At 62.7% G+C, this 23,218-nt stretch carries 23 protein-coding genes; 8 read left to right on the top strand and 15 right to left on the bottom strand.

Annotation, left to right across the window (positions count from 1 at the left end):
• Positions 1-6 precede the first annotated feature (6 nt).
• Positions 7-2,328 carry an ATP-binding protein gene (locus AC097R_RS15405; protein WP_479599009.1) on the bottom strand — a complete coding sequence of 774 codons (2,322 nt, stop codon included), beginning with the start codon at positions 2,326-2,328 and terminating at the stop codon, positions 7-9.
• A 69-nt stretch (positions 2,329-2,397) separates the two neighbouring features.
• Complete coding sequence (locus AC097R_RS15400) at positions 2,398-3,255, bottom strand: sulfurtransferase (protein WP_479599008.1); 858 nt, start codon at positions 3,253-3,255, stop codon at positions 2,398-2,400.
• Positions 3,256-3,497: 242 nt separating this feature from the next.
• On the opposite strand from AC097R_RS15400, the gene AC097R_RS15395 reads away from it, so the two are divergent.
• From AC097R_RS15395 to AC097R_RS15385, 3 genes are all read left to right on the top strand, one after another.
• Entirely contained in the window at positions 3,498-3,752 is a 255-nt protein-coding gene (locus AC097R_RS15395) for a hypothetical protein (RefSeq protein WP_479599007.1), read from the top strand.
• 28 nt (positions 3,753-3,780) lie between these two features.
• The gene (locus AC097R_RS15390) at positions 3,781-4,188 is read left to right on the top strand and encodes a hypothetical protein (RefSeq protein ID WP_479599006.1); all 408 of its coding nucleotides are present in this window, start codon (positions 3,781-3,783) and stop codon (positions 4,186-4,188) included.
• Positions 4,189-5,529: 1,341 nt separating this feature from the next.
• Complete coding sequence (locus AC097R_RS15385) at positions 5,530-5,901, top strand: RDD family protein (protein WP_479599005.1); 372 nt, start codon at positions 5,530-5,532, stop codon at positions 5,899-5,901.
• Positions 5,902-6,002: 101 nt separating this feature from the next.
• Here the strand turns inward: AC097R_RS15385 and AC097R_RS15380 are convergent, their stop codons facing one another.
• Positions 6,003-6,890 carry a DMT family transporter gene (locus AC097R_RS15380; protein WP_479599004.1) on the bottom strand — a complete coding sequence of 296 codons (888 nt, stop codon included), beginning with the start codon at positions 6,888-6,890 and terminating at the stop codon, positions 6,003-6,005.
• 78 nt (positions 6,891-6,968) lie between these two features.
• Positions 6,969-8,144: an aromatic ring-hydroxylating oxygenase subunit alpha gene (locus AC097R_RS15375; RefSeq protein ID WP_479599003.1), complete on the bottom strand. Its 1,176-nt coding sequence runs from the start codon at positions 8,142-8,144 to the stop codon at positions 6,969-6,971.
• A 178-nt stretch (positions 8,145-8,322) separates the two neighbouring features.
• Here AC097R_RS15375 and AC097R_RS15370 point away from each other — a divergent pair, with 178 nt between their 5' ends.
• The 4 genes from AC097R_RS15370 to AC097R_RS15355 all read left to right on the top strand — a co-directional run bounded on the left by AC097R_RS15370 (position 8,323) and on the right by AC097R_RS15355 (position 12,790).
• Positions 8,323-8,589, top strand: a complete 267-nt coding sequence (locus AC097R_RS15370) for an exodeoxyribonuclease VII small subunit (protein ID WP_479599002.1) — start codon at positions 8,323-8,325, stop codon at positions 8,587-8,589.
• Positions 8,589-9,542 (top strand): polyprenyl synthetase family protein, encoded by a 954-nt coding sequence (locus tag AC097R_RS15365; protein WP_479599001.1) that lies wholly within the window; start codon positions 8,589-8,591, stop codon positions 9,540-9,542. Before AC097R_RS15370 ends, AC097R_RS15365 begins: the two co-directional genes overlap by 1 nt.
• A gap of 68 nt (positions 9,543-9,610) precedes the next feature.
• Positions 9,611-11,506, top strand: coding sequence for a 1-deoxy-D-xylulose-5-phosphate synthase (gene dxs, locus AC097R_RS15360; RefSeq protein ID WP_479599000.1), 1,896 nt, complete (start codon positions 9,611-9,613; stop codon positions 11,504-11,506).
• 204 nt (positions 11,507-11,710) lie between these two features.
• The gene (locus tag AC097R_RS15355; RefSeq protein ID WP_479598999.1) at positions 11,711-12,790 is read left to right on the top strand and encodes a TRAP transporter substrate-binding protein; all 1,080 of its coding nucleotides are present in this window, start codon (positions 11,711-11,713) and stop codon (positions 12,788-12,790) included.
• A 69-nt stretch (positions 12,791-12,859) separates the two neighbouring features.
• On the opposite strand, the gene AC097R_RS15350 is transcribed toward AC097R_RS15355, so the two are convergent.
• From AC097R_RS15350 to nhaD, 4 genes are all read right to left on the bottom strand, one after another.
• Positions 12,860-13,360, bottom strand: a complete 501-nt coding sequence (locus AC097R_RS15350; RefSeq protein WP_479598998.1) for a hypothetical protein — start codon at positions 13,358-13,360, stop codon at positions 12,860-12,862.
• Positions 13,361-13,444: 84 nt separating this feature from the next.
• Positions 13,445-14,995, bottom strand: coding sequence for a TRAP transporter large permease (locus AC097R_RS15345; RefSeq protein WP_479598997.1), 1,551 nt, complete (start codon positions 14,993-14,995; stop codon positions 13,445-13,447).
• A gap of 48 nt (positions 14,996-15,043) precedes the next feature.
• Positions 15,044-15,583: a TRAP transporter small permease subunit gene (locus AC097R_RS15340; protein WP_479598996.1), complete on the bottom strand. Its 540-nt coding sequence runs from the start codon at positions 15,581-15,583 to the stop codon at positions 15,044-15,046.
• A gap of 151 nt (positions 15,584-15,734) precedes the next feature.
• A complete protein-coding gene (nhaD, locus tag AC097R_RS15335) occupies positions 15,735-17,018 on the bottom strand; it encodes a sodium:proton antiporter NhaD (RefSeq protein ID WP_479598994.1) in 1,284 nt (427 codons plus the stop codon).
• Between the two features lie 90 nt (positions 17,019-17,108).
• On the opposite strand from nhaD, the gene AC097R_RS15330 reads away from it, so the two are divergent.
• Positions 17,109-18,713: a methyl-accepting chemotaxis protein gene (locus tag AC097R_RS15330; RefSeq protein ID WP_479598993.1), complete on the top strand. Its 1,605-nt coding sequence runs from the start codon at positions 17,109-17,111 to the stop codon at positions 18,711-18,713.
• Here AC097R_RS15330 and crcB read toward each other — a convergent pair.
• Genes crcB through AC097R_RS15295 form a run of 7 tightly spaced genes read right to left on the bottom strand, consistent with a single transcriptional unit; the run spans position 18,704 to position 23,156 of the window.
• Positions 18,704-19,102, bottom strand: coding sequence for a fluoride efflux transporter CrcB (gene crcB, locus AC097R_RS15325; protein WP_479598992.1), 399 nt, complete (start codon positions 19,100-19,102; stop codon positions 18,704-18,706). The two genes, AC097R_RS15330 and crcB, sit on opposite strands and share 10 nt — an antisense overlap.
• Positions 19,102-19,386: a ComEA family DNA-binding protein gene (locus AC097R_RS15320; RefSeq protein WP_479598991.1), complete on the bottom strand. Its 285-nt coding sequence runs from the start codon at positions 19,384-19,386 to the stop codon at positions 19,102-19,104. The genes crcB and AC097R_RS15320 overlap by 1 nt, the downstream gene beginning before the upstream one ends.
• A gap of 5 nt (positions 19,387-19,391) precedes the next feature.
• Positions 19,392-20,414 carry an ADP-glyceromanno-heptose 6-epimerase gene (gene rfaD, locus AC097R_RS15315; protein ID WP_479598990.1) on the bottom strand — a complete coding sequence of 341 codons (1,023 nt, stop codon included), beginning with the start codon at positions 20,412-20,414 and terminating at the stop codon, positions 19,392-19,394.
• Positions 20,411-21,340, bottom strand: coding sequence for a D-glycero-beta-D-manno-heptose-7-phosphate kinase (gene rfaE1 / locus AC097R_RS15310; RefSeq protein WP_479598989.1), 930 nt, complete (start codon positions 21,338-21,340; stop codon positions 20,411-20,413). Before rfaE1 ends, rfaD begins: the two co-directional genes overlap by 4 nt.
• 17 nt (positions 21,341-21,357) lie before the next feature.
• Positions 21,358-22,515, bottom strand: a complete 1,158-nt coding sequence (lapB, locus tag AC097R_RS15305) for a lipopolysaccharide assembly protein LapB (protein WP_479598988.1) — start codon at positions 22,513-22,515, stop codon at positions 21,358-21,360.
• Complete coding sequence (locus tag AC097R_RS15300) at positions 22,505-22,816, bottom strand: LapA family protein (protein ID WP_479598987.1); 312 nt, start codon at positions 22,814-22,816, stop codon at positions 22,505-22,507. The genes lapB and AC097R_RS15300 overlap by 11 nt, the downstream gene beginning before the upstream one ends.
• A gap of 28 nt (positions 22,817-22,844) precedes the next feature.
• Positions 22,845-23,156 (bottom strand): integration host factor subunit beta, encoded by a 312-nt coding sequence (locus AC097R_RS15295; protein ID WP_479598986.1) that lies wholly within the window; start codon positions 23,154-23,156, stop codon positions 22,845-22,847.
• Positions 23,157-23,218 lie beyond the last annotated feature (62 nt).

Here is a 23,218-nt window from a genome sequence, read left to right as displayed (position 1 = left end):
AGCGGCCTAAACCTCGTCACTGCGCAAGGGCTCGGGTGCCACGCGCGGCAGCGTGATGGTGATGGTGGTGCCCTGGCCCAGCGCGCTGTGCACTTCCAGGGTACCGCCCAGCGTGGCCTTCACCAGGTTGTCCACGATGGACATGCCCAGGCCGGTGCCACCGCTGCCAATGCGTGTGCTGAAAAATGGCTGGAACATTTTCTCCAGAATGTCCGGCGCAATGCCACGGCCGTTGTCTCGGCAGATGAGTGTGACGTGGCTCTCGTCGGCGTGCACACGCAGTTCCACCACGCCGTGCTCCATGCCCTCAAACGCGTGCAAGTAGGCGTTGTTGACGAGGTTGATCACCACCTGGCCCAGCGGGCCGGGGTAGCTGTCCATGCGAATGTCTGCGGGCACCTCCAGCGCCACGGTGTGGGCCTGGCGTTTCAGGCTGGGCGCCAGCGTGAGCATTACCTCGTCCAGCACCTGGCGCACATCAAAGCTGCGGCGCTGCTCACTGGCCTGGTCGGCCGCCACCTGGCGAAAGCTCTTGAGCAGGGCCACGGCACGCTCCAGGTTGCGCACCAGCAGGGCATTGCCCTCGCGCACCTGCTCTACAAACTGCTCCAGGTTGGATTTGCGCAGGGTGCCCGCGTCCAGCTGCGACTGGAAGTGGCGCGCCTGGTCCACCAGCGTGCCGGCCGTCATCAGGCTGTTGCCCATGGGTGTGCCCATCTCGTGCGAGACGCTGGCAATCAGGGTACCCAGCGTGGCGCGGGCTTCACTGCGGGCCAGGGCTTCTTGCATGCGCAGTTCCAGCGTGGCGTTCAGCTCCTGAATGCGGGCTTCGGCCTCCTTGCGCTCGGTGATCTCCAGATGGGTTCCGGCCAGCAGCAGCGGGGTGCCGTCGGCTGCGCGCTCCATCAGCCGTGCGCGCGCGGCTATCCAGATCCAGTGCCCTTTCTGGTGGCGCAGCCGGTATTCAAAATTCAGGTGCTCGCTGTTGCCCGCGTAGTGCTGTCCCAGCGCCACAAAGAAGGCCGCCAAGTCATCGGGGTGGACCAGCTCGCGCCAGCGCCCGTAGATGTCATCGCCCAGCTCGTGTTTGGCATAGCCGGCCAGGGACGCCCAGCGGTCGCTGATGTGCAGCTGGCGGGTCTGGTAGTCAAACTCCCAGGTGGCAACGCCCGTGCCATCAATGATGTTTTGCAGCCGCTTTTGCTCGATGGCCAGTTGCTCACGCGCCGCCTGCTCGCGCTGTTTGGCGGCCTCAATGCGGCGGCGGTAGCGCTGGGCGCGCCACACGGCCCAGGTGACCAGCGCGGTGGCAGCCAGCGCCACTGCCAGCAGGTAGGACGCCTGGCTGGCCGGCAGGCTGCGCTGAAAGGCCGCGCGTGGGCGCAGCACCACTTCCCAGGGGCGGGTGGCCATGTCCACCGTCAGGCCAAAGTCGGTGGGTTGGGTGTCGGTAAAAAAGGTGAAGTACTGGGGCGTGTCGGCCGCGCCACCGTACCAAGTGTAGATCGGCTGGCTGGCCTGCTCTTCGAGGCCGGACAGGTCAAACACCAGCAGGTCCAGGCCGGCCAGGTCAGCGCGGTAGCTGGCTTCGCGCAGCAGTGCCTTGAGCGGCACCTCGGCCACCACATAGCCCAAGTGGCGCTGCGTGCCACCGCTCAAGGGGTCGCGCTCGTACACAGGGGACGACACCGCGATGGCCGATGCGGGCCCGTTGTCGGGCGGCGTGCTGGCAATCGGAAAGGTCTCTGAGGCGGCGGGGCGGCCAATCACGCGGGCACGCTGCTTGGGCTGCATGGCGCGTGGGTCGGGAATCTGGTCCCGCCCCAGCGCGCCGTGGTCTTCGGGCCATTCGTAAAGCACGGGCAGGTACGCGTCGCGTGGCGCCACCGGTTTGGGCGGGGTGGTGTTGGGCTCCAGCACGCGGTAGCCCGCCAGCCCCTGGGCCCGGGCCGCGGTTTCCAGCGCGTGCAGCGCGCTGCCCTCTACCAGCGGCTGCCATTGCAGCACCGAGATGGTGTGCAAATCGGCCATCACGCGGCGCATATAGGCGTTGAACTGCAGGCGCTGCAGCTGGGGTTGGGTTTCCACCATCAGGCCGGCGTTGTGGGTGGCTTCTACGGTGCGGGTGATGTCCAGCTCCAGCGCGTCGATCACGGTTTGGGCGCTGGCGTTGCGGATCTCCTGGATGCGCAGCGCCTCGGTCTGGCGCAGGTTGTAGAACAGCGCAGCGCTGCACAGCAGCCCCACCGCGACCACGGCACTCAGCACCGCCGCATCGGACAGGCGCCGGGCAGCGGGCAGGGGTGTGGAGGGCGAACGAGGCTCCATGGTGGTGCAGTGTAGGCCGCTGTGCGCGGCCGTGCTAGAGGGGTGAGGAAGGGGGCTGCGCGAAAGGGCTCAGCCCTGGGCGACCGGCCTGCTGGGGTCGCTGCACCACTCGCTCCAGCTGCCAGCAAACAGCGCAGGGCGGCCCAGGCCCGCAATCTCCATGGCCAGCACGTTGGGAATGGCACTCACGCCGCTGCCGCAGTGGTGCACCACCTGCGCCGGGTCACGTGCGCCCAACAGGGCTTCAAATTCCTGGCGCAATTGGGCCGCGGGTTTGAACTTGCCATCGGCCGCGATGTTGCTGGCAAAGGGCCGGTTCAGCGCGCCGGGGATGTGGCCAGCCACGGGGTCCAGCGGCTCTACCTCGCCCTTGAAGCGGGGCAGGGCGCGCGCGTCCACGATGTGCTGGTCCTTGCCCAGGCGTTGCAACACGTTGTCCACTGTCACCAGCGTGGCAAGTGGCGCGCCGACTGCGAAGGTCGTGGCACTGCGCGCAGCGGGTGTGTCGGTTTGCACCGCGTGGCCCGCGGCCTGCCAGGCTTGCAATCCACCGTCCAGCACGGCCACGGCCTCGTGGCCCAACCACTTGAGCATCCACCACAGGCGGCCCGCGTAGTTCACACCCTGGCGGTCGTACACCACGGCCTGCATGCCGTTGGCAAAGCCCACACTGCCCAGCCAGGCGGCAAAGGTTTCGCGCGCGGGCAGCGGGTGGCGTCCGCCGGAGGCGGCGGTGGGGTCGGCCTTGGCACTGAGCGCCGTGTCCAGGTGCGCATACACCGCGCCGGGAATGTGGGCTTGCGCATACATGGCGCAGCCCGCGGCGGGGTTGGTCAGGTCAAAGCTGCAGTCAAACACCATCAGCGGTGCGCCGTTGGCTTGCAAGGCGTGGAGTTGTTCGACGGAGATCAGGGTGGTGTAGGTCATGGTGGTGGGATTATCTATTCTTGCGTTCGCTGTCCTGTGTGGCGTGTACCCGGTGGCCTCATCAGTCCGCTACGCGGCCAGCAAATCGGCTACCGGGTACACGCCGCACAGGCTTGGGGATTGGTATTCTTGCGGAATGAGAGACACCGCAATAGCAGTCTGCTCTGCGGCGGAAGCGGACGTCCTCAAAATCCCCCGAATTGGGGATAGGCAAGCTCTGTTTCGTCCATCAAAATAGCAACATGTCACGTCCATTTCTCAGCCGTTCTGCCATCGTTGATGTCATCAAGAGCCAAGAACGCACAAACGCTATTCAAAAGCGCGACGGCCTAACGGGTCATCCTGTCAGGTTTACCGTTTGTGGCTGCCCCGCCCCCAACTGTGGAGGCTGGCATACCATCAAAACAGACACAACGATTCCATCAGTAGAGGAATGCGAGGTCATCATCAAAACAGACAATGCAATTCGCAAGCGCAGAAAAACTAAGGCGGAGTAACGTCACGTAGAGCGCACAGCAGCTATATATGGACGTCGCCACTTTCCCCCTGATATGGAGATGGACGCAGCTATCACATGCCGTGCTGCCTGTCGATGTTTTGCGGGCGCTGCAACCACTAACGACAACACAAATTGAGGCACTTGGCCTTTCGAAGACCAAGCGTCTTTACCCGACGGTGGTTCAGCATCTGGCGGCGGAGGATACTGACAAAACCAGTCAGTGGCTGGCAAGCCTGCAACTACGGAGCAGTCGCGTGATCGCTGTTTGGAACAAGGCCACTGCGCTGTCTCTGCCATGGCAAACCTTTGTCACTTATTGGAGCGATTTTTGCTACCCATCAAGTGACGATGTGGACATCTTTATAGAAGGTGGTCCACTTGTATTGAGGTGGCATCACAAGGAGACTTTTGAGTATTACGGCGATGAGCTTTAACAGCTTGCTCATCGCGGATACGCATTGGCAAGTTGCTGCTTCACGGTGCTCGTTGCGTTGCGAACAGCACCAGAGCTAACGACTGCTGTCGATCGCTGCGAATGTCGGAAATCAGTCTGTAGGCGCCTAAGCTACCTATGTCACGCATCCTCTATTGTTGGCGCTGCAAAACTGAACTTCCAATGCTTACGGAAGAAGAGTGGCGGACAGTTTCCCCATTTCTCAGCGACGGAATAGCGCAGATTAAGGCGTATAGAGAGCTGCACGGGTGTTCTTTAGCAGAGGCAACTTCGAAGGGCTTCGGTCGTTCTGCTCTGGTTGCTTACGAAAGACTCACCGGTTTTAGAGAGACGAATGCAAATGCATTGTTTCACCACCGCCTGAGTTTGTACGGCCCACCTTGCCATTCATGTGGAAAACCGTTACGTACTCCGCAGGCTCGGTTATGTGCGGCATGTAGTTGCGAACGTGTATGGTCCGAAGGACATTCCTGATGTCAACTGCAAGACCGCGATGGAGCGAGGCGACTGACTCCTTTCAGTCTGAGGTCGACCTAGCCACGAGACTGCAACGGTCCTCGAAATACATCGCCCAGCGGGCTATAGTACTTATCTATTTTCCTTTCAACATTCATTGGGCGCAGAAAAATGTACGTACCAATAGAGTCTTTTCGCTATGTGATCGAAACATCGACCGACGGTCTGCGTGTTGCAATTCCCGCCAGGCGCAATTGGTTCATCCTCCTGTTTCTTGTCGTTTGGCTTGGTGGGTGGTCTTTTGGTGAGGTAAGTGCGGCACGGGAACTATTGACCCCCAACGACAACACTCCATCCGCATTTTTAGCTTTTTGGCTATTTGGCTATTGGGATGGACTTTGGGAGGACTGTTCTGCATTGGAACCGTACTGTGGCAGCTTGCGGGTCGCGAAGTCTTGACCGTCAGTACATCAGCACTTGTGCATCGAATAGAGATTTTTGGTCTTGGCTGGAATCGAGCTTATCGAGCTACTGACATAAAGGGTCTCCGCGCAACAGAATATTCAACCAATCTATTTACGAATCAGAGGGCTTGGTTCCCACCGATTGGCGGATCTGGATATGGCCCTATCGCGTTTGACTACGGCGCGCGGACTATCAGATTTGCACCTGCTCTCGAAGAGTCCGAGGCTAGGTTGCTCGTTCAGGAATTGGCGCAGAGGTTGCCGCGAGCCTTGCATGAAACCTAAAATCTCAATCCAAACTGACGAATGACAACAAGACGCCTCTACGCTTCTCACGTTGTGCGCTAGGTCAGATTGATGTCAAACCTTATCCGCAGTAGCTTTACATCTCACTTCAAATTATGAGCAAGCCCCTCGCCCGCATCGGTCAAAGATTCACGTCGCAGTTTGTTGACGGCTTAGTGGCAATGGCTGTTGGCGTTGTTTTCTATTTCATTGCGAATGCGTTTGGACTTCCAAATGAGTGGATATTTGTTGGCTGGATTTTGTACATTTTGTTTTGCGATGGCCTTCCGGGTGGCCAGAGTATGGGAAAACGATTCACAAGAACAAGTGTCGTGCATGTTGCCTCCGAGTTGCCCTGTACGTATTGGCAATCCTGCGTGCGCAATTTCACAATGGTGCTTGGCGTAATTGATGCGGCCTTCATCGCGGGCAAACAGAGACGACGTTTGGGTGATTTACTCGCGCGCACTAAAGTCATTCAACTTTGAAGTTGCAAGTGAAACGGCTCGTCGTTTCACCGCGTGTGTTGTGTTCTTGTCGTTTCGGAGGTTGTAGAACACCAAGAATGGTCACGTTCAGCCTAAAGCTTTCAATGCTCTTCCGCTGGCGTATCTGGCAACGCCCGTGAACGCAGTATGGTAGCCAGCACCCCACTGGTAACGATGACCGCAATGCCAGCCCAGCCCATGGGGGCGATGTGGTCGCCAAACAGCACCAGGCTGAAGACCACGGCAAACACAATGCCTGAATACTGCATGCTGGCCACCACCAGCGTGGCGCCCTTGCGGTAGGCGCGGGTCATGCACCACTGGCCCAGTGAGGCCAGGATGCCAATCGGAATCACCCAGGCTGCGTCTTGCCGGGTGACTTCGCTCCAAGGGGTGAGTTCGGTGAAAAACGTGCCCACACCGCCGACCACAGCACTGCCCACCGAGAAGTAAAACACCGTGCGCTCTTCGGGCTCGCCCACTTTGCCCAGCGCGGTGACCTGCATATAGGCCAGGGCCGAACCCATGCCCGAGAGCAGGCCCACCACGCCACCAAACAGCTGGTTCTGGTCGATGGTGGGGCGCAGCGTCATCACCACGCCAGCAAAGCCCATGAACACCGTGCCCAGCAGCGCGCCCTGGGGCTGGTTCTTGCCGTAGAGCAGGGCGCCGCCCACCACAAAGGCCGCCACCCACACGCCGCTCATGTAGTTCAGCGTCATGGCCGTGGCCAGCGGCAGGTGGGCGATGGCGTAGAACCAGGAGCTCAGCGAGGCCACGCCAATGAAGCTGCGCCACACATGCATCATGGGCACCGGCGTGCGCAGCGTGGCGCCGCGCGCGCGCACGACGATGCCCATGAAGATGATGCTGACGATGCCGCGGTAAAACACCAGCTCAAAGGTGCCAAAACTGTGGGAGGCGAACTTGATGCCCACCGCCATCAGCGCGAACCAGAACGAGGCCAGAACCATCCACAGTGCTTGCATGGTGTTTATCCGTCAAATAGGGCGCTAGCCCGCGTCAACCGTTCGCGAGCAGCTATGAAATCGATAGTATGGCGGCGCTCAGGCCAGGTGTTCTGACAGATCGACCTTGCCGCGGTACCACTCGTGGAAGTGCTGCATGCCGTCTTCCATGGGGCTCTGGTAGGGGCCCACCTCGTTGTCGCCACGCGCCAGTAGGGCCGCGCGGCCTGCGTCCATGCGCTCGGCAATCTCGTCGTCTTCCACGCAGGTTTCCATATAGGCAGCCTGCTGGGCTTCGACAAACTCACGCTCGAACGCGGCGATTTCTTCAGGGTAGTAGAACTCGACCATGTTCATGGTTTTGTTCGGCCCCATGGGGTGCAGCGTGGACACGGTCAGCACATGCGGGTACCACTCCACCATGATGTGCGGGTAGTAGGTCAGCCAGATGGCGCCAAACTTGGGCGGCACACCGTTGCGGTAGTTCAGCAGGGCGTTTTGCCAGCGCTCGTAGGCGGGGGAGCCGCCGGATGCGTCGGCCTTGCCCAGGCGGTTGGCCACGCCCACGGTTTGCACCGAATAGTTCTCGTGCATTTCCCAGCGCAGGTCGTCACACGTCACAAACTGGCCCAGGCCCGGGTGGAAGGGGCCGACGTGGTAGTCCTCCAGATAGACCTCAATAAAGGTCTTCCAGTTGTAGTTGCACTCGTGCATCTCCACGCGATCCAGCACGTAGCCCTCAAAGCTCAGGTCGGCGCGCGGGCCCATATTGGCCAGTTGGCTCGCCACGTCCACGCCATTGGCTTCAAACAGCAGGCCATTCCATTCCTGCAGCTTGTAGTTGTTCAGGTTCAGGCAGGGGTCTTGGGCAAAGTGGGGCGCGCCAATCAGCGTGCCGCTTTGCGTGCCATGGCTTCCTGCGTGGGCGCCGCTGTAGGTCCAGCGGTGTAGCGGGCAGACGATGTTGCCACTGGCGCTGCCCTGGGCGTTGTGGGTCAGCGAACCGCGGCCCTTGAGCATCACGGCCTGGCGGTGCCGGCAGACGTTGGAGATGAGCTCGATGCCGCCGGCATTGCGCACCAGCGCGCGGCCCTCTTTTTCCTGGGGCAGGGCGTAGTAGTCCCCCACGTTGGGAACGCTCAGGGAGTGCCCCACATAGCAGGGCCCTTGCTGGAAGATACTTTGCATCTCAAGCGCATAGAGCGCCGGGTCAAAGTAGCTTGAAACTGGTAGTTGGCTGTGTGCCTGCTGCAGTTGAAGACTTAAATCAGACATGGGTGACCTGACCTGAAGACTCCCCACAGGGGGGTGCGCCATACGGTGCGCAGGGAGGTGCGCAACAAGGAGCTCGGTAAAAGGGAGCCGTCCATCCCAGAAGCGGGAGGCCGGAGGCGGGAGGGGCGATTGTACCTGCTTGGGCCTAAAATCGCGGTTTGCTTTTTGAACGTCTCCCATGCCCAAGGCCAGTGCTCCCTCTCCTACCCTTGCCAACGCCGCTGCCGACAGCAGTGCGGCCCCGCCCGCCAGCTATGAGGCCGCCATGGAAGAACTGGAGCGCCTGGTCGCCCGGCTGGAGTCGGGTGAGATGCCGCTGGACCAGTTACTGAGCGGTTACCAACGCGGAGCGGCGCTGCTGCAGTTCTGCCGCGACAAGCTGCAGGCGGTGGAAGAACAAATCAAGGTGCTGGACGACGGCGCCCTGAAACCCTGGAAAGCCTGATGCACGCCGCCGTTGCCCCCCATCCCGTGGCTGCCTTTGATTTGGACAGCTGGAGCCGTGAACGCCTGAACCAGGTGGAACGCGCCCTCGAAGCCTGGATCACCGCTGACGCGCCCCAGGGCGTGGACCATGGCGCCCCCGCCGCACTGGTGGAGGCCATGCGCTATTCCGTGCTGGACGGCGGCAAGCGCCTGCGCCCGCTGCTGGTGCTGGCCGCGCACGAAGCCGTGGCAGCCGATGGCCATGGCTGCCCAGCCGCCGCCCTGCGCGCGGCCTGTGCGGTGGAGCTGATCCATGCGTATTCGCTGGTGCACGACGACATGCCCTGCATGGACAACGACGTGTTGCGCCGGGGCAAGCCCACGGTGCACGTGCAGTTTGGCGAGGCCAGCGCCTTGCTGGCCGGTGACGCGCTGCAGGCCCTGGCGTTTGAGTTTTTGACACCCCAGGACGATTCGGTGCCCTGCACCGTGCAAGCGCGCCTGTGTGGCCTGCTGGCGCGCGCCGCGGGCAGTGCCGGTATGGCCGGTGGCCAGGCGATTGACCTGGCCAGCGTGGGCCTGCCGCTGACCGAAAGCCAGCTGCGCGAGATGCACCAGCTCAAGACCGGCGCCCTGCTGCAGGGCAGCGTGGTGATGGGCGCGCACTGCGCCGCCCCCTCGGCCCAGGCGCTTAAGGGCCTGGAGGCCTACGGTGCGGCCATTGGCCTGGCCTTCCAGGTGGTGGACGATATTCTGGATGTGACCGCCGACTCGGCCACGCTGGGCAAGACCGCTGGCAAAGACGCCGACAATGACAAGCCCACCTATGTGTCGCTCATGGGGCTGGCCGCCAGCCAGGCCTATGCGGCCCAGCTGCTGCAGCAGGCGCTGGATGCGCTGCAGGCCAGTGGCCTGGCCGAGACCCGCGCCCTGCAGGCCCTGGCCGGCATGGTGGTGCACCGCGCAAGCTAGGTGTTGAGAGAGAAACAGGCCTCTAGCCCCCGAATAATATGCGCAAGCAGCTACTAAAAAGATAGCAAATGCCCTCTAACGACATCATTCCATTGCCCTTGCTCTCCACCATCGGGGACCCCGCGGCCCTGCGCCAGCTCCCGCGTGCGCAGCTGCGCACCCTGGCCGACGAGCTGCGCACCTACCTGCTCAACAGCGTGGCCAAGACCGGCGGGCACCTGAGCTCCAACCTGGGCACGGTGGAGCTGACCGTGGCGCTGCACTATGTGTTCAACACCCCCGAAGACCGCGTGGTCTGGGATGTGGGCCACCAGACCTACCCCCACAAAATTCTGACCGGCCGGCGCGACCGCATGCACAGCCTGCGCCAGTTTGGCGGCCTGTCTGGCTTTCCCCGCCGCGATGAGAGCGAATACGACACCTTTGGCACCGCGCACTCCAGCACCTCCATCTCGGCCGCGCTGGGCATGGCGCTGGCCGCCCGCATCAAGGGCGAAGACCGCTACTCGGTGGCGGTGATTGGTGACGGCGCGCTGACCGCCGGCATGGCCTTTGAGGCGCTCAACAACGCCGGTGTGGAAGACTGCAAGCTGCTGGTCATCCTGAACGACAACGACATGAGCATCAGCCCGCCCGTGGGCGCGCTGAACCGCTACCTGGCCCAGCTGATGAGCGGCCAGTTTTATGCCGCCGCCAAAAACGTCGGCAAGACCGTGCTGAAGGGCGCGCCGCCCCTGTTTGCCCTGGCCAAGCGCATCGAAGAGCAGGCCAAGGGCATGGTGGTGCCCGCCACGCTGTTCGAGAAATTTGGCTTCAACTACATTGGCCCCATCGACGGGCATGACCTCGATTCGCTGATTCCCACGCTGGAAAACATCAAGCACCTGAAGGGCCCGCAGTTCTTGCATGTGGTGACCAAAAAAGGCCAGGGCTACAAGCTCGCCGAGGCCGACCCCGTGGCCTACCACGGCCCCGGCAAGTTCGACCCCGCCGTGGGCCTGGTCAAGTCCACCGCCGTGGCCAAGCCCACCTTCACCCAGGTGTTTGGCCAGTGGCTGTGCGACATGGCCGCCGCCGACCCCCGCCTGGTGGGCATCACGCCGGCCATGCGCGAAGGCTCGGGCATGGTGGAGTTTGAAAAACGCTTTCCGGCGCGCTACTTTGACGTGGGCATTGCCGAGCAACACGCAGTGACCTTTGCCGGTGGCTTGGCCTGCGAAGGGCTCAAGCCTGTGGTGGCGATTTATTCCACCTTTCTGCAGCGCGCGTATGACCAGCTGATCCACGACGTGGCGTTGCAAAACCTGCCCGTGGTGTTTGCGCTGGACCGCGCCGGCCTGGTGGGCGCGGATGGTGCCACGCATGCCGGTGCCTACGACATCCCGTTTCTGCGCTGCATCCCCAATGTGAGCATTGCCTGCCCGGCCGACGAGAACGAATGCCGCCAGTTGCTGAGCACTGCGTTTGCGCAAAACCACCCGGTGGCGGTGCGCTACCCGCGTGGCAGCGGCGCCGGTGTGGCGGTGCAGAGCAGCCTGGAAGGCTTGCCCTTTGGCAAGGGCGAGATCCGCCGCCAAGGCAAGGGGATCGCCATCCTCGCCTTTGGCACGCTGTTGCAGCCTGCGCTGGTAGCCGCCGAAGCACTGGGCGCCACCGTAGTGAACATGCGCTGGGCCAAGCCGTTGGACACCGAGCTGCTACTGCAAGTGGCGAACAGCCACCAGGCGCTGGTGACGGTGGAAGAAGGCGCCACCATGGGCGGTGCGGGCAGTGCGGTACTCGAAGCCTTGCAGGCCGCGGGGCTCGAGTTGCCGGTGCTGCAACTGGGCCTGAGCGACGAGTTCATCGAGCATGGGGACCCCGCGTATTTGCTGCAATTGCAGGGGCTGGATGCCAAGGGCATGCAGGCCGCGATTGCGCAGCGTTTTGGTGCATTGTTGGCGCCTGCCGCGCGCGCTGCGTAAGCCACCAGTCAGTTAAAAAGCCAGCGCGCAATACGCTGGCTTGCAGAATCCTGAATGCGGTGCGCCAGCGTGCCCGTGTCGAGGGAAAACCCCCACGAAAGGGGGGCACCGCGTTCCTACAATCGCGCTTGACTACTACAGTCCTTGCGGCAAGGGAGCACTTCGCCGTGAGATGGTTACAACACAATTACCGGAGTACACCGAATGGATCGTCGTTCAATCATCAAAAACGCAGGCATTGCCGGCGTTTTGGCCGCAGGTGCAGCACCTGCTGTGCATGCGCAAGCCGCAGTGCGCTGGCGCCTGGCCTCCAGCTTCCCCAAGGCGCTGGACACCATCTTCGGTGCTGCCGAAGTGTTCGCCCGCAAAGTGAAAGAAATGTCGGGCGGCAAGTTTGAAATCTCCACCCACGCGGGTGGCGAAATCACGCCTCCGTTCGGTGTGGTCGATGCCGTGAAAGACGGTGCGGTGGAATGCGCACACACAGCGCCTTACTACTTCTTCGGCAAGAACGAGGCGTTTGCCCTGGGCTGCGCGATTCCCTTCGGCCTGAACAGCCGCCAGATGACCGCCTGGATGTACGAAGGCAACGGCCTGAAGCTGATGCGCGAGTTCTACAGCAAGTACAACATGATCAGCTTCCCCATGGGCAACACAGGCGCCCAGATGGGTGGCTGGTACCGCAAGGAAATCAAGTCGGTGAAGGACCTGCAAGGTCTGAAGTTCCGTACCGGTGGCTTCCCCGGCAAGGTGATGGAACGCATCGGTGTGGTGCCCCAGAACATTCCTGGCGGCGAAATCTACACCGCACTGGAAAAAGGCACGATCGATGCGGCGGAGTGGGTCGGTCCTTACGATGACCAGAAGCTGGGCTTCAACAAGGTGGCACCGTACTACTACTACCCCGGATGGTGGGAAGGCGGCCCTCAGCTGGACCTGTACATCAACCAGAAGGCCTACGACGCACTGTCGGCCGAAAACAAGGCCATTGTCGAGTGCGCTGCGGCCTACGCCCACACCGACATGCAAGCCAAGTACGATGCCCGCAACCCTGCTGCGCTCAAGCAGCTGGTCGGCAGTGGCACCAAGCTGCGTCCGTTCCCCAACGACGTGATGGCTGCTGCGTTCAAGGCGGCTGAAGCCCTGTACGCCGAGCTGAACGACAAGAACGAAGACTGGAAGAAGATTTACGCAGACTACTCCAAGTTCCGCGCTGAATCCAACCTCTGGTTCCGTTTCACTGAAGCCAAGTTCGACACCTTCATGCAATCGCAGAAGCTGTAAACCACCACGTCAGTGGCAACAAAAAACCGCGCTACGGCGCGGTTTTTTTATGGGCGCTTGTGCCGCGGCTCAGGGGTTGTTACGCAACTCGGTCAGGGCCAGTTCCAGGCGTTTGAATTCGGCCAGCATGGCCGCATCGGCTGCATAAAAGATGATCAGCTTGCCGCCAAAGCTCTTGGTGTAGAGCCGCGGGGCAATCAGCCAGTCCAGCCCACCAATGCGGATGACCTTGGCATAGGCCAGGTTGTTCAGCTCCACGCGCTTGCGCCACATCCACGATTGCTCCAGAAGCTGGCCGTTGAGCCGCGTGGTGCCGGTCAGCACAAACCACACGGTATAGGCCATGAGCCCCCAGGGTGCCCACAGCCAGAAACCGGGTTGGGGTGCGGACTGCTGCAGGTTCCATTGGTGCATCTGCCAGGCCCAGGCGCCGGCCAGCACCAGCAGCACCAGGGCAATGCCCTTGAACACGGTGCCATAGGCGGCCGAGGTGACCTCACCAGCCTCGGGGGCGAAGTTCAGCACGGCGGGAGGTGGGGGCGCCAGGGGGGCGGAGGTGTCTTGGGACATGCGGGTTCCTGAAAGTAAAAAGGCCCCACCCTGTAGAGGCGGGGCCGTGGCAGGCAAGGCCCCAGCGGGGCCGGGGCGGGTGCCTTATTTTTTGAACAGCTCGTCGATTTTCTTTTGCTCGTCCTCGGCTGCTTTTTCTGCGGCCTTGTCGACTGCCGCAGCGTCCACAGGGGGTGCCACTTCACCGGGCTTGAGTTCCATGGTGGCGGGGGCGCCTTCTTCGGCGGGCATTTCAATGGTCACCTTGTCGATGTCCACCACGATCTTCTCGTCCAGGAACATGGTGACCGACTGGGGCAGGAAAATCACCACCACCACCAGGATGATCTGCATCAGCACCCAGGGGATGGCGCCGAGGTAAATGTCGTTGGACAGCACGGGACGGGGAATGCGCTTGTCCTTGAACAGCGTGTCGGCAATGCCGCGCAGGTAGAACAGCGCGAAGCCGAACGGGGGGTGCATAAAGCTGGTTTGCAGGTTCACGCACAACAGCACGCCGAACCAGATCAGGTCGATGCCCATCTTGTCGGCCACAGGGGCCAGCATGGGCACGATGATGAAGGCGATCTCAAAGAAGTCCAGAAAGAAGGCCAGGAAGAACACAAACACGTTCACCACCACCAGGAAGCCCACTTGGCCGCCGGGCAGGCCGGTCAGCAGGTGCTCGACCCACTTGGCACCGTCCACGCCCTGGAACACCTGGCTGAACACGCGCGAACCGATCAGGATGAACACCACCATGGCCGTCAGGCGCATGGTGCCGCTCATGGCTTCCCAGATCAGGGCTGGTGTCAGGCGTTTGGACATGGCGGCCAGGATCAACGCGCCCACCACGCCCATGGCGCCGGCTTCGGTTGGTGTGGCAATGGCCGTGTTCTGGAAGGGCAGGCCACCCATGGAGCCCAGCACCGCAAAAATCAGCACGGCCGAGGGGATGATGCCGCGCAGGCACTTGGACCACAGGGCCCAGCCGTCCAGCGTGCGTTCGCTCTTCGGGATGCCGGGCAGGTACTCGGGCTTGAAGCGCGAGAGCGCAAAGGTGTAGGCCGCGAACATCAGCACTTGCAGGATGGAGGGGCCCCAGGCGCCCTTGTACATATCGCCCACGGGTTGGCCCAACTGGTCAGCCAACACCACCAGCACCAGCGACGGTGGCACCAACTGCGTGATGGTGCCCGAGGCCGCCAGCACGCCGGTGGCGTAGCGCATGTTGTAGTTGTACTTCATCATCACGGGCAGCGAGATCAGCGCCATGGCGATCACCTGGCCAGCCACGGTGCCGGTGATGGCCCCCAGGATGAAGCCCACGATGATGACCGAGTAGCCCACACCACCGCGCACCGGACCAAACAGCTGGCCCATGGAGTCCAGCATGTCTTCGGCCAGGCCGCACTTCTCCAGGATGGTGCCCATGAAGGTGAAGAAGGGAATCGCCAACAGCAGCTCATTGTTCAGGATGGAGAACAGCGAGATGGGCAGGTTGCCCATGAAGGCGGCGGGAAACCAGCCCATCTGGATGGCGTAAAAGCCGCTGGCCAAGCCCAGCGCGGCCAGGGAGAACGCGACCGGAAAACCGATCAGCATGATGAAGACCAAGCCCGCGAACATCAGCGGGGGGAAATGTTCCAGTTGCATAGGAGGTTCCTGAGTATCTTGTCGTTGTAGGTATGAGGGCGGCCGTGCTTACTGCAGGGGTTTTTCGTAATGGGTGTCCATCTGGTATTTGCCTTGCAAATACGCCACACGCTTGATGATTTCAGCTATCCCTTGCAGCCACACCATGGCAAAGCCTACGGGCATGGCCAGCACCGCGGGCCAGCGAATCAGGCCGCCGGCGTTTTGCGACATTTCGCGCGACACGTAAATGCCCCAGAAATAATGGGCCGACAGGTAGGTGAGCAGGGTGATCACGGGCAGCAGGAAAAACAGCAGCCCGAACAGGTCGACATACACCGGCTTGTTGCCCTTGAGCTTGCCGTAGATCAGGTCCACACGCACATGCTCGTTGAGCTTGAGCACGATGGGCGCCCCCACCATGACGGTGTAGGCAAACAGGTACCACTGGATCTCGATCCAACCATTGGAGGTCAGGTCGAAGCCGTAGCGGATAAAGGCATTGCCCGCGCTGATCAGGGCGGCCAGCAACACCGTCCACGACGCGAAAGTGCCCAGCTTTTCGCTGACCCAGTCAATGCCAAAAGCAAATTTCAGTAGTGCAATCACAGGGGAGTCTCCAGTAGTCTTGTTCGGGGGCACGCGCAGGCGCAGGCCGTGCTTTCAAGTCTTGGATAGTGCCTTAAATCCCCTGTAGAAAGCCTGACGCATGCGCTTGGTGTTTACCCTTAAGCCAAGCCTCGTAAAGCGCCCTGTGGTGCTAGTGCAGCCAGCGCTCCAGCCCGATGTACACCACCGCGCCGGCCAGGTAACCTAGTAGCGCCAGCCCACCGATTTTGCGGGCGTACCAGAGGAAATCGATCTTCTCCAGGCCCATGGCGGCCACTCCGGCGGCCGAGCCGATGATGAGGATGGAGCCTCCGGTACCTGCGCAATAGGCCATGAACTCCCACAGAAAGCTGTCGGCAGGGTACTGCGCCAGGCTGTACATGCCCATGCTGGCGGCCACCAGGGGTACGTTGTCCACCACGGCGCTGACCAGGCCAATGATCATCACGATGGCGTCTTGGCGCCCCACGGTCTGGTCCAGCCACTGGGCGATGGAAGACAGCACGTGGGTGTGCTCCAGCACCGCCACGCTGAGCAGGATGCCGATGAAGAACACCAGAGACCCCATGTCGATGCGGGTCAGCGCGCGTGCCAGTGTCAGGCGCTGCTTGCGCAGGTCTTCTTCCTGGCGGTGCACCAGATCGCCCACCAGCCAGAGCACGCCCAGGCCCAGCAGGATGCCCATGAACGGAGGCAGGTGCGTCAGCGTCTTGAACACCGGCACCAGCACCAGAATGGCCAGACCCAGAAAGAACATCAGGTTGCGCTCAAACGGGCTGGTCTCCAGGCCAGCATCGTCGGCATCGCGCTGAGGCGCGCGTACGGGCCGCGCACCCAGCATCCGGCTGATCACGGCCAGCGGCACCAGCAGGTTGACCAGCGAGGGCAGAAGCAGCCCCTTCATGATCTCCAGCGCGGTGATCTGGCCACCGATCCACAGCATGGTGGTGGTGACATCGCCAATCGGTGTCCACGCACCACCGGCATTGGCCGCGATGACGATGATGCCGGCGAAGAACAGGCGGTCATCGCGCTCTCGCAGCAGTTTTTTCATCAGCGAGACCATGACGATGGTGGTGGTCAGGTTGTCCAGAATCGAACTCAGGAAGAACGCCACCAGACCAACCAGCCACATCAGCGTGGACAGCCGCGTGGTCTTGATGCGCGAGGTGATCACCTCGAAGCCGTTGTGCGCGTCTACCACTTCCACAATCGCCATGGCACCCATCAGGAAGAACACGATCTGCGCGGTCCCCAGGAGCGACTCGCCAAGCTGGGTGTTGACCAGGGCGGCATCGTTGTGGCCCAGTGCGTACAGCGTCCACAGCAGGCCCGCGCCCAGCAGCGCGGATGCCGACTTGTTGACCCCTAGCGGATGCTCCAGGGCAATGGCGACATAGGCCAGAACGAAGATGCAAATCAGCGCAGTCAGCATGCAGGTCTTTCTCGGGTCGGGGGAGTGTAAGGCGGTGTCATCACGACGTCATGGCGTCGGGTGACGATGGCGCCTCATAAGGAGGTTCTCATGGCGTGGTTGGTGCGTTGGCGAATTCGTTCGCGGTTGTTGTTGCTGTTGGCATTTTCTGTAGGGGCTCTGACACTGGTGGGGGCGTTTGCTGCCTTCACCATCACCCGCGAGGCGCAGCGCGCCACCGACTTCATCGACGCCGAGTTTGAGGCCGTGCAAACCCTGGGCGATGTGCGCACCGCGCTGGGCAGCGCCCGCCGGTTTGAGAAAGACATTTTCCTGACCATGGGCGACGAGCAGGAGACCGAGCAGTTCACCGCCCAGTGGTCGGCCGAAGTAGCCCGCACGCGCGAGGCCATTGCGCGCACGCAGGCGCTGGCCCAGCCCGCGGATGCCGTGGCGCTGGCGGACATGCTGCGGGCGCTGGACCGCTATGCGGCGGGCTTCAAATCCATCCTCGGGCAAATGGCCCGTGGCGAGCTCAACGACCCCTGGGCGGGCAACCGGGCCATGGCACCGCACAAGGCGCAGATCCAGCAGGCCGAGGCCGCGTTGCAGACGCTGACGGCCTCCATCTCGGCCCGGGCCGTACAACGGCGCGATGCGCTGGAGGTCACGGGGGCGCAGGCACCTTGGTTGGTCGGCGTGGCCACGCTGCTGGTGGCTGCACTGGCCACTGTGCTGGTGTTGGCCATCGTGCGGTCCATCCTGCGACCCATCGCCCAGCTGCAAACCACGGCGGATGCCTGGGGCCAGGGTGATTTGCGCGCCCCGCTGCAGGTGCACGGCCACGACGAACTGGCCGCCGTGCAGCGTGACCTGGGCCGCATGCACACCGCGTTGGCCGGCCTGGTGACGCAGGTGCGCGCAGGCGTGGAAGTGGTGAGTAGCAACACCGATGAAATTGCCATGGCCAATACCGACCTGTCGGAGCGCACCGAGAAGGCCGCTGTGTCGCTGCAGCGCACTACGGTGGCCGTGGGCCAGTTGTCAGACGCCGTGCGGCACACGGCCGAATCGGCCCAGCAGGCGGTGCACTCGGCCGTGGCGGCCCACCAGGTGGCCGAACGTGGCGGCGCGGTGGTGGCCCAGGTGGTGCAAACCATGCAGGACATCAACGGCGCCTCGCGCAAGATTGCCGACATCGTCCAGGTCATTGACGGTATTGCCTTTCAAACGAACATCCTGGCGCTGAACGCCGCAGTAGAGGCGGCGCGGGCCGGCGATCAGGGCCGTGGCTTTGCCGTCGTGGCCAGCGAAGTGCGGGGGCTGGCAGGCCGCTCGGCCGAAGCCGCACGCGAGATCAAGGCCATCATTGGCCGATCCGTGGAAGCGGTGGAGCAAGGCACGGTGCTGGTGGCCAGTGCCGGGCGGACTATGCACGACATTGTGCGCAGCGTGGGCCAGGTCTCGCAGGCCATAGAAACGATCCGCAGCGCCGCCCAGGTGCAGCACACCGGAATTGGCCAACTGCGCATCACACTGGACCAGATTGACCAAGCGACCCAGCAAAACGCGGCGATGGTGGAGGAGTCGGCTGCCGGCGCCCTGAGCCTGGCCCAGGAAACCCAGCACCTGCGCACCGCGGTGCAGGTGTTTCAGCTCGATGATGGCCCTGGTTTTCTGCCAAATAGGCCGCTAGCCCTCATGAACTATGCGTGAGCAGCTATGAAATATGTAGCGGACCGAATGCCCGCCACGGTGAGCAGCAGCGAGCCCAGCAGGTGCACGGCCGAGGTACCCAGGGCCAGCGCATAGCGCTGCTGGCCCAGCATGCCCACCACTTCGGCGGAGAAGCTGGAGAACGTGGTGAGCGCCCCCAGAAAGCCGGTGACCAGCGCGAGGCGCCAGGCGGGGTCCAGCTGGGGCAGGGCCTGGAACACGGCCACGCACACGCCAATCAGGTAACCACCAATCAGGTTGGCGGCCAGCGTGCCCAGCGGCAGCGTGGTGCCTGCAGCATCAGCGACCGGGTTGAACCACAGGCCCAACTGCCAGCGCGCCAAGGCGCCGGCGCAGGCACCCACACAAATGGCGAAGACGGCCAGCATTAGGGGGTGGCTCCAGCATAGGGGGCGCCGCCCACCGTCAGCCCCTGTGCGGAGAGCTTGGTGGCCGTTGGAGCCTTGATGCCTTTGACGCGCGCCATGAAGTCGGCCCAGCTCTTGAAGGGGCCGACCTCGCGTGCCTGCAGGATGCGTGCGGTCTGGCTGGGGCCCAGGCCCCGCACGCCGTCCAGTTGCGCCTCGGTGGCGTCATTCACGTCCAGCGCCCAGCCACAGAGGCTGAACAGCAGGCCGGCGGTCAGCAAGGTCGGGGCGCGTGCGCGGGACATAGCAATCAGGCCCTGCGGTTGGCCAGCCACTGCACGTACTTGCCCACCCCGGTTTGCACATCCACAAACGCATGGTCGCAGCCGGTGGCGCGCAGCGCCGTCAGGTCGGCCTGGGTGTAGCACTGGTACTTGCCGCGCAGCGCATCGGGGAAGGGGATGTACTCCACCAGACCCTGGGCGGCGATATCGGCCAACGGCAGGCTGCCTTCATTGCGCAGACTGCGCATGGCGTTGACCACAGAGCTGGCCACGTCGTTGAAAGGCTGGGCGCGGCCGGAGCCGAGGTTGAAGATGCCGCTTTGTGTGGGGTGGTCAAAGAACCAGAGGTTCACGGCCACCACATCGTCGATAAAGACAAAGTCGCGCATCTGGCCGCCCTGCGGGTAGCCGCCGTACTCACCAAACAGTTTGACCTTGCCCTCGGCATTGAACTGGTTGAACTGGTGGAAGGCCACACTGGCCATGCGGCCCTTGTGCTGCTCGCGCGGGCCGTAGACGTTGAAGTAGCGAAAGCCCACCACCTGGTGCGTCTTGCCGGCCTTGGTGCGCTGGAAGTCGTTGCCGCACTCGCGGCGCATGCGTTGGTCAAACAACAGCTTGGAGTAACCGTACACGTTGAGCGGAGCCTCGAACGCGGGTTCTTCGCGGAAGGTGTCGGAGCCGCCATAGGTGGCTGCGCTGGAGGCGTACAGCAGGCGCGCACCGCGCTTCTGGCAGGTCTGGAACAAATGCCACGACAGCGTGTAGTTGTTCTCCATCATGTACTTGCCGTCCTGCTCCATGGTGTCGCTGCAGGCGCCCTCATGGAACACGGCTTCCACCTGGCCGTAGTGGCCGTCGGCAAACGCGTCGTAAAAGGTGGCGGCGTCCACGTAGTCGGCAATCTGCAGGTCCGCCAGATTGCGGAATTTGTCACCGTGTGTGAGGTCGTCCACCGCAATGATGTCGGTGAGGCCGCGGGCGTTGAGCCCGGCAATGATGTTGCTGCCAATGAAACCGGCCGCGCCGGTAACCACGATACGTGTCATGCAAATAGCTCCTCGTAAGACACCGTGGCGGTGCCGAATTTACCCACCACCAGACCACCGGCGCGGTTGGCCAGAGGCACTGCCTCGCGCAAACTCAATCCGGCTCCCACCATGGTTGCCATGGTGGCAATGACGGTGTCGCCTGCGCCGGTGACGTCAAACACCTCGCGCGCCTGGGCGCTCACATGCAGCTGTCCAGCGGCATCGAACAGGGTCATGCCCTCTTCGCTGCGGGTGAGCAGCACGGCGTCGAGCTGGAGTTGTTCGCGCAGGGCGCTGACTTTGCTGCGCAGCTCGTCTTCGCTGTGCCAGGCACCGATCACCTGTTGCAGCTCGGCCCGGTTGGGCGTGATCACGGTGGCCTGCTGGTAGCGCGAGTAATCGCTGCCCTTGGGGTCGATCAGGATGGGTTTGCCAGCAGCGCGGGCGCGCGCAATCATGTCGCTCACGTGGGCCAGGCCGCCTTTGCCGTAGTCGGAAAACAAAATCGCGTCGTGCTCGGGCAGCAGGTTGGCAAAGATGGCGGTCTGGCCGGCCAGGATCTCGTGGTTCGGGGTGTTCTCAAAGTCCAGGCGAATCAGCTGCTGTTGGCGGCCAATGACGCGCAGCTTGACTGTGGTCTTGAGGTCACTGTCGCGGCCAAAGTGGGTGCGGATGCCGGTGGTCGCCACCAGCGCTTCCAGTTTGTGGCTGGCTTCGTCATCGCCCACCACGGTGAGCAACGATGCCTGGGCACCCAGCGTGGCCGCATTGAAGGCCACGTTGGCCGCGCCGCCGCAACGCTCTTCTTCGCGCGTGACGCGCACCACAGGCACCGGCGCTTCGGGGCTGATGCGGTCCACCGCACCGTACCAGTAGCGGTCCAGCATCACATCGCCCACGACCAACACGCGGGCTTTTGAGAGAGTCAGTTTGGAAATCGTCATGGTCTTGTTATCGCGATTCAGAGTTCTTCGACGCGGCGGGCCGGGTAGCTGTCCCAGGCCTGGCAGCCCGGGCATTGCCAGAAATGCACCTTGGCCTCAAAGCCGCAGGCGGCGCAGCGGTAGCGGGTGAGGGGTTTGACCGCATGGTCCAGAGCGCGTTGCACCTGGGGGTGGAAGGCCTCGCGTTCCAGCTTTTCGCCGGCAATCCATTTGGCAGCAGCCACCAACGATGGCTCTTTTTCCAGGTGGCGCGCGTACCAGTCGCGGGCGGTGGGCGTGGTCTCGCTGCTGGCGGCTTCCAGCGCCACGATGGCGTCCAGCACGTCCAGCGAGGCCACTTGGGCATAGCTCTCCTTGAGCAGGGTCAGCGCGGCCACACCTTGGCCCGCAGCCAAGGCCTGCTGGGCCAGCAGCGGGGCGATCAGGGCCACGGCGCCGGGGGCGGCTTGCATGGCCTCGGTTAGCGTGGCGTAGGCCTGCGCGGCGTGCCCGTTGTGGGCCTGCAGATCGGCCAGGTCGATACGGGGGCGGGGCACATCGGGTGCGGTGGCAATGGCCTGGTGCAACAGGAACTGCGCCTGGGCCGTGTCGCCTGCAGTCCGCAGCGTGGCGGCCTGTTCGCACAGATAGTGTGCAAGGCGGCCCTTGAAGCTGCCCTGGTCGCTGGACTCCAGTTTTTGCGCCACTAGCGCGGCCTGCTCCCAGTCGCGCGAGCGCTCGTAGTTGGCCAGCAGGGCCAGGCGGGCCTGGGCTTCAAAGCGTGTGCCTTCCAGTTTGAGTAGCGCGTCTTCAGCACGGTCCAACAGGCCGGCCTTGAGGTAGTCCAGCGCCAGCGCATGCTGCGCACGGTGTCGGTCGTCCAGGCTCAGGTCGCCGCGCGAGAGCAGGTGCTCGTGCACGCGCACGGCACGCTCGTATTCGCCGCGGCGGCGAAACAGGTTGCCCAACGCAAAGTGCAACTCCGAGGTATCGGGGTCGTTTTGCACGGCCTCGATGAAGGCGTCAATCGCCTGGTCCTGCTGCTCGTTGAGCAGGAAGTTCAGGCCCTTGAAATAGGCCTTGGGGGCCTGGCGGTTTTCCATGCGCAGCTGGCGCATGTCCATGCGCGAGGCCAGCCACCCGAGCACAAAGGCCACGGGCAGGCCCATGAGGATCAAGGTGATGTCAAAGTCCATGCGGGGGATTCATTGGCTTGTTCGATTCTGCGTTGGCGTTGGCAATCGCGGTGGCTGCGGCGTGGCGTGCCCGGCTGGCGGCCCGGCGGTGGCGCCACCAGCGCGGCACCATGCCCAGCACACCAATCAGCAAACCGGCAGCAAAGGCCACCAGCACCACCAGCACCAGGGGTGCGGTCCAGTGCGTGCCAAAGAAAAAGTGCACGGTCACATCGCCCTGATTGTTCAGGGCAAAGGCGAACAGGGTAAAAAAAATGGCTGCTTTAAGTAGCCACTTAAAGAGCCATACGAGCTGTTTCATTGATCTCCTCAGTAGCGAGGAATTCTACTCAGCCCTTGGGGGTCGATTCCAGCTCGGCAGTGCGTTGGTCCACGGCTTCGCGCAGGGCCTTGCCTGGCTTGAAGTGGGGTACGCGTTTTTCGGGAATGGCCACACTCTCGCCGCTGCGCGGATTGCGGCCCATGCGGGGCGGGCGGCGGTTGATCGAGAAGCTGCCAAAACCACGAATTTCAATGCGGTGACCCCGGACCAGAGCGTCGTTCATGGCGTCCAGAATGGCCTTCACGGCGAATTCGGCGTCGCGGTGGGTCAGCTGGCTGAAACGGTTGGCCAGTTCTTCAACGAGGTCGGAGCGGGTCATGACAATCCAGGTAGGGCTAAGAAAAAACGACCGGCACCCCAAGGGAAGCCGGTCGTTCGTTC

It is taken from the genome of Rhodoferax sp. ZS1R25, from assembly GCF_056521335.1.
This window is presented reverse-complemented; position numbering and strand designations above follow the sequence as displayed.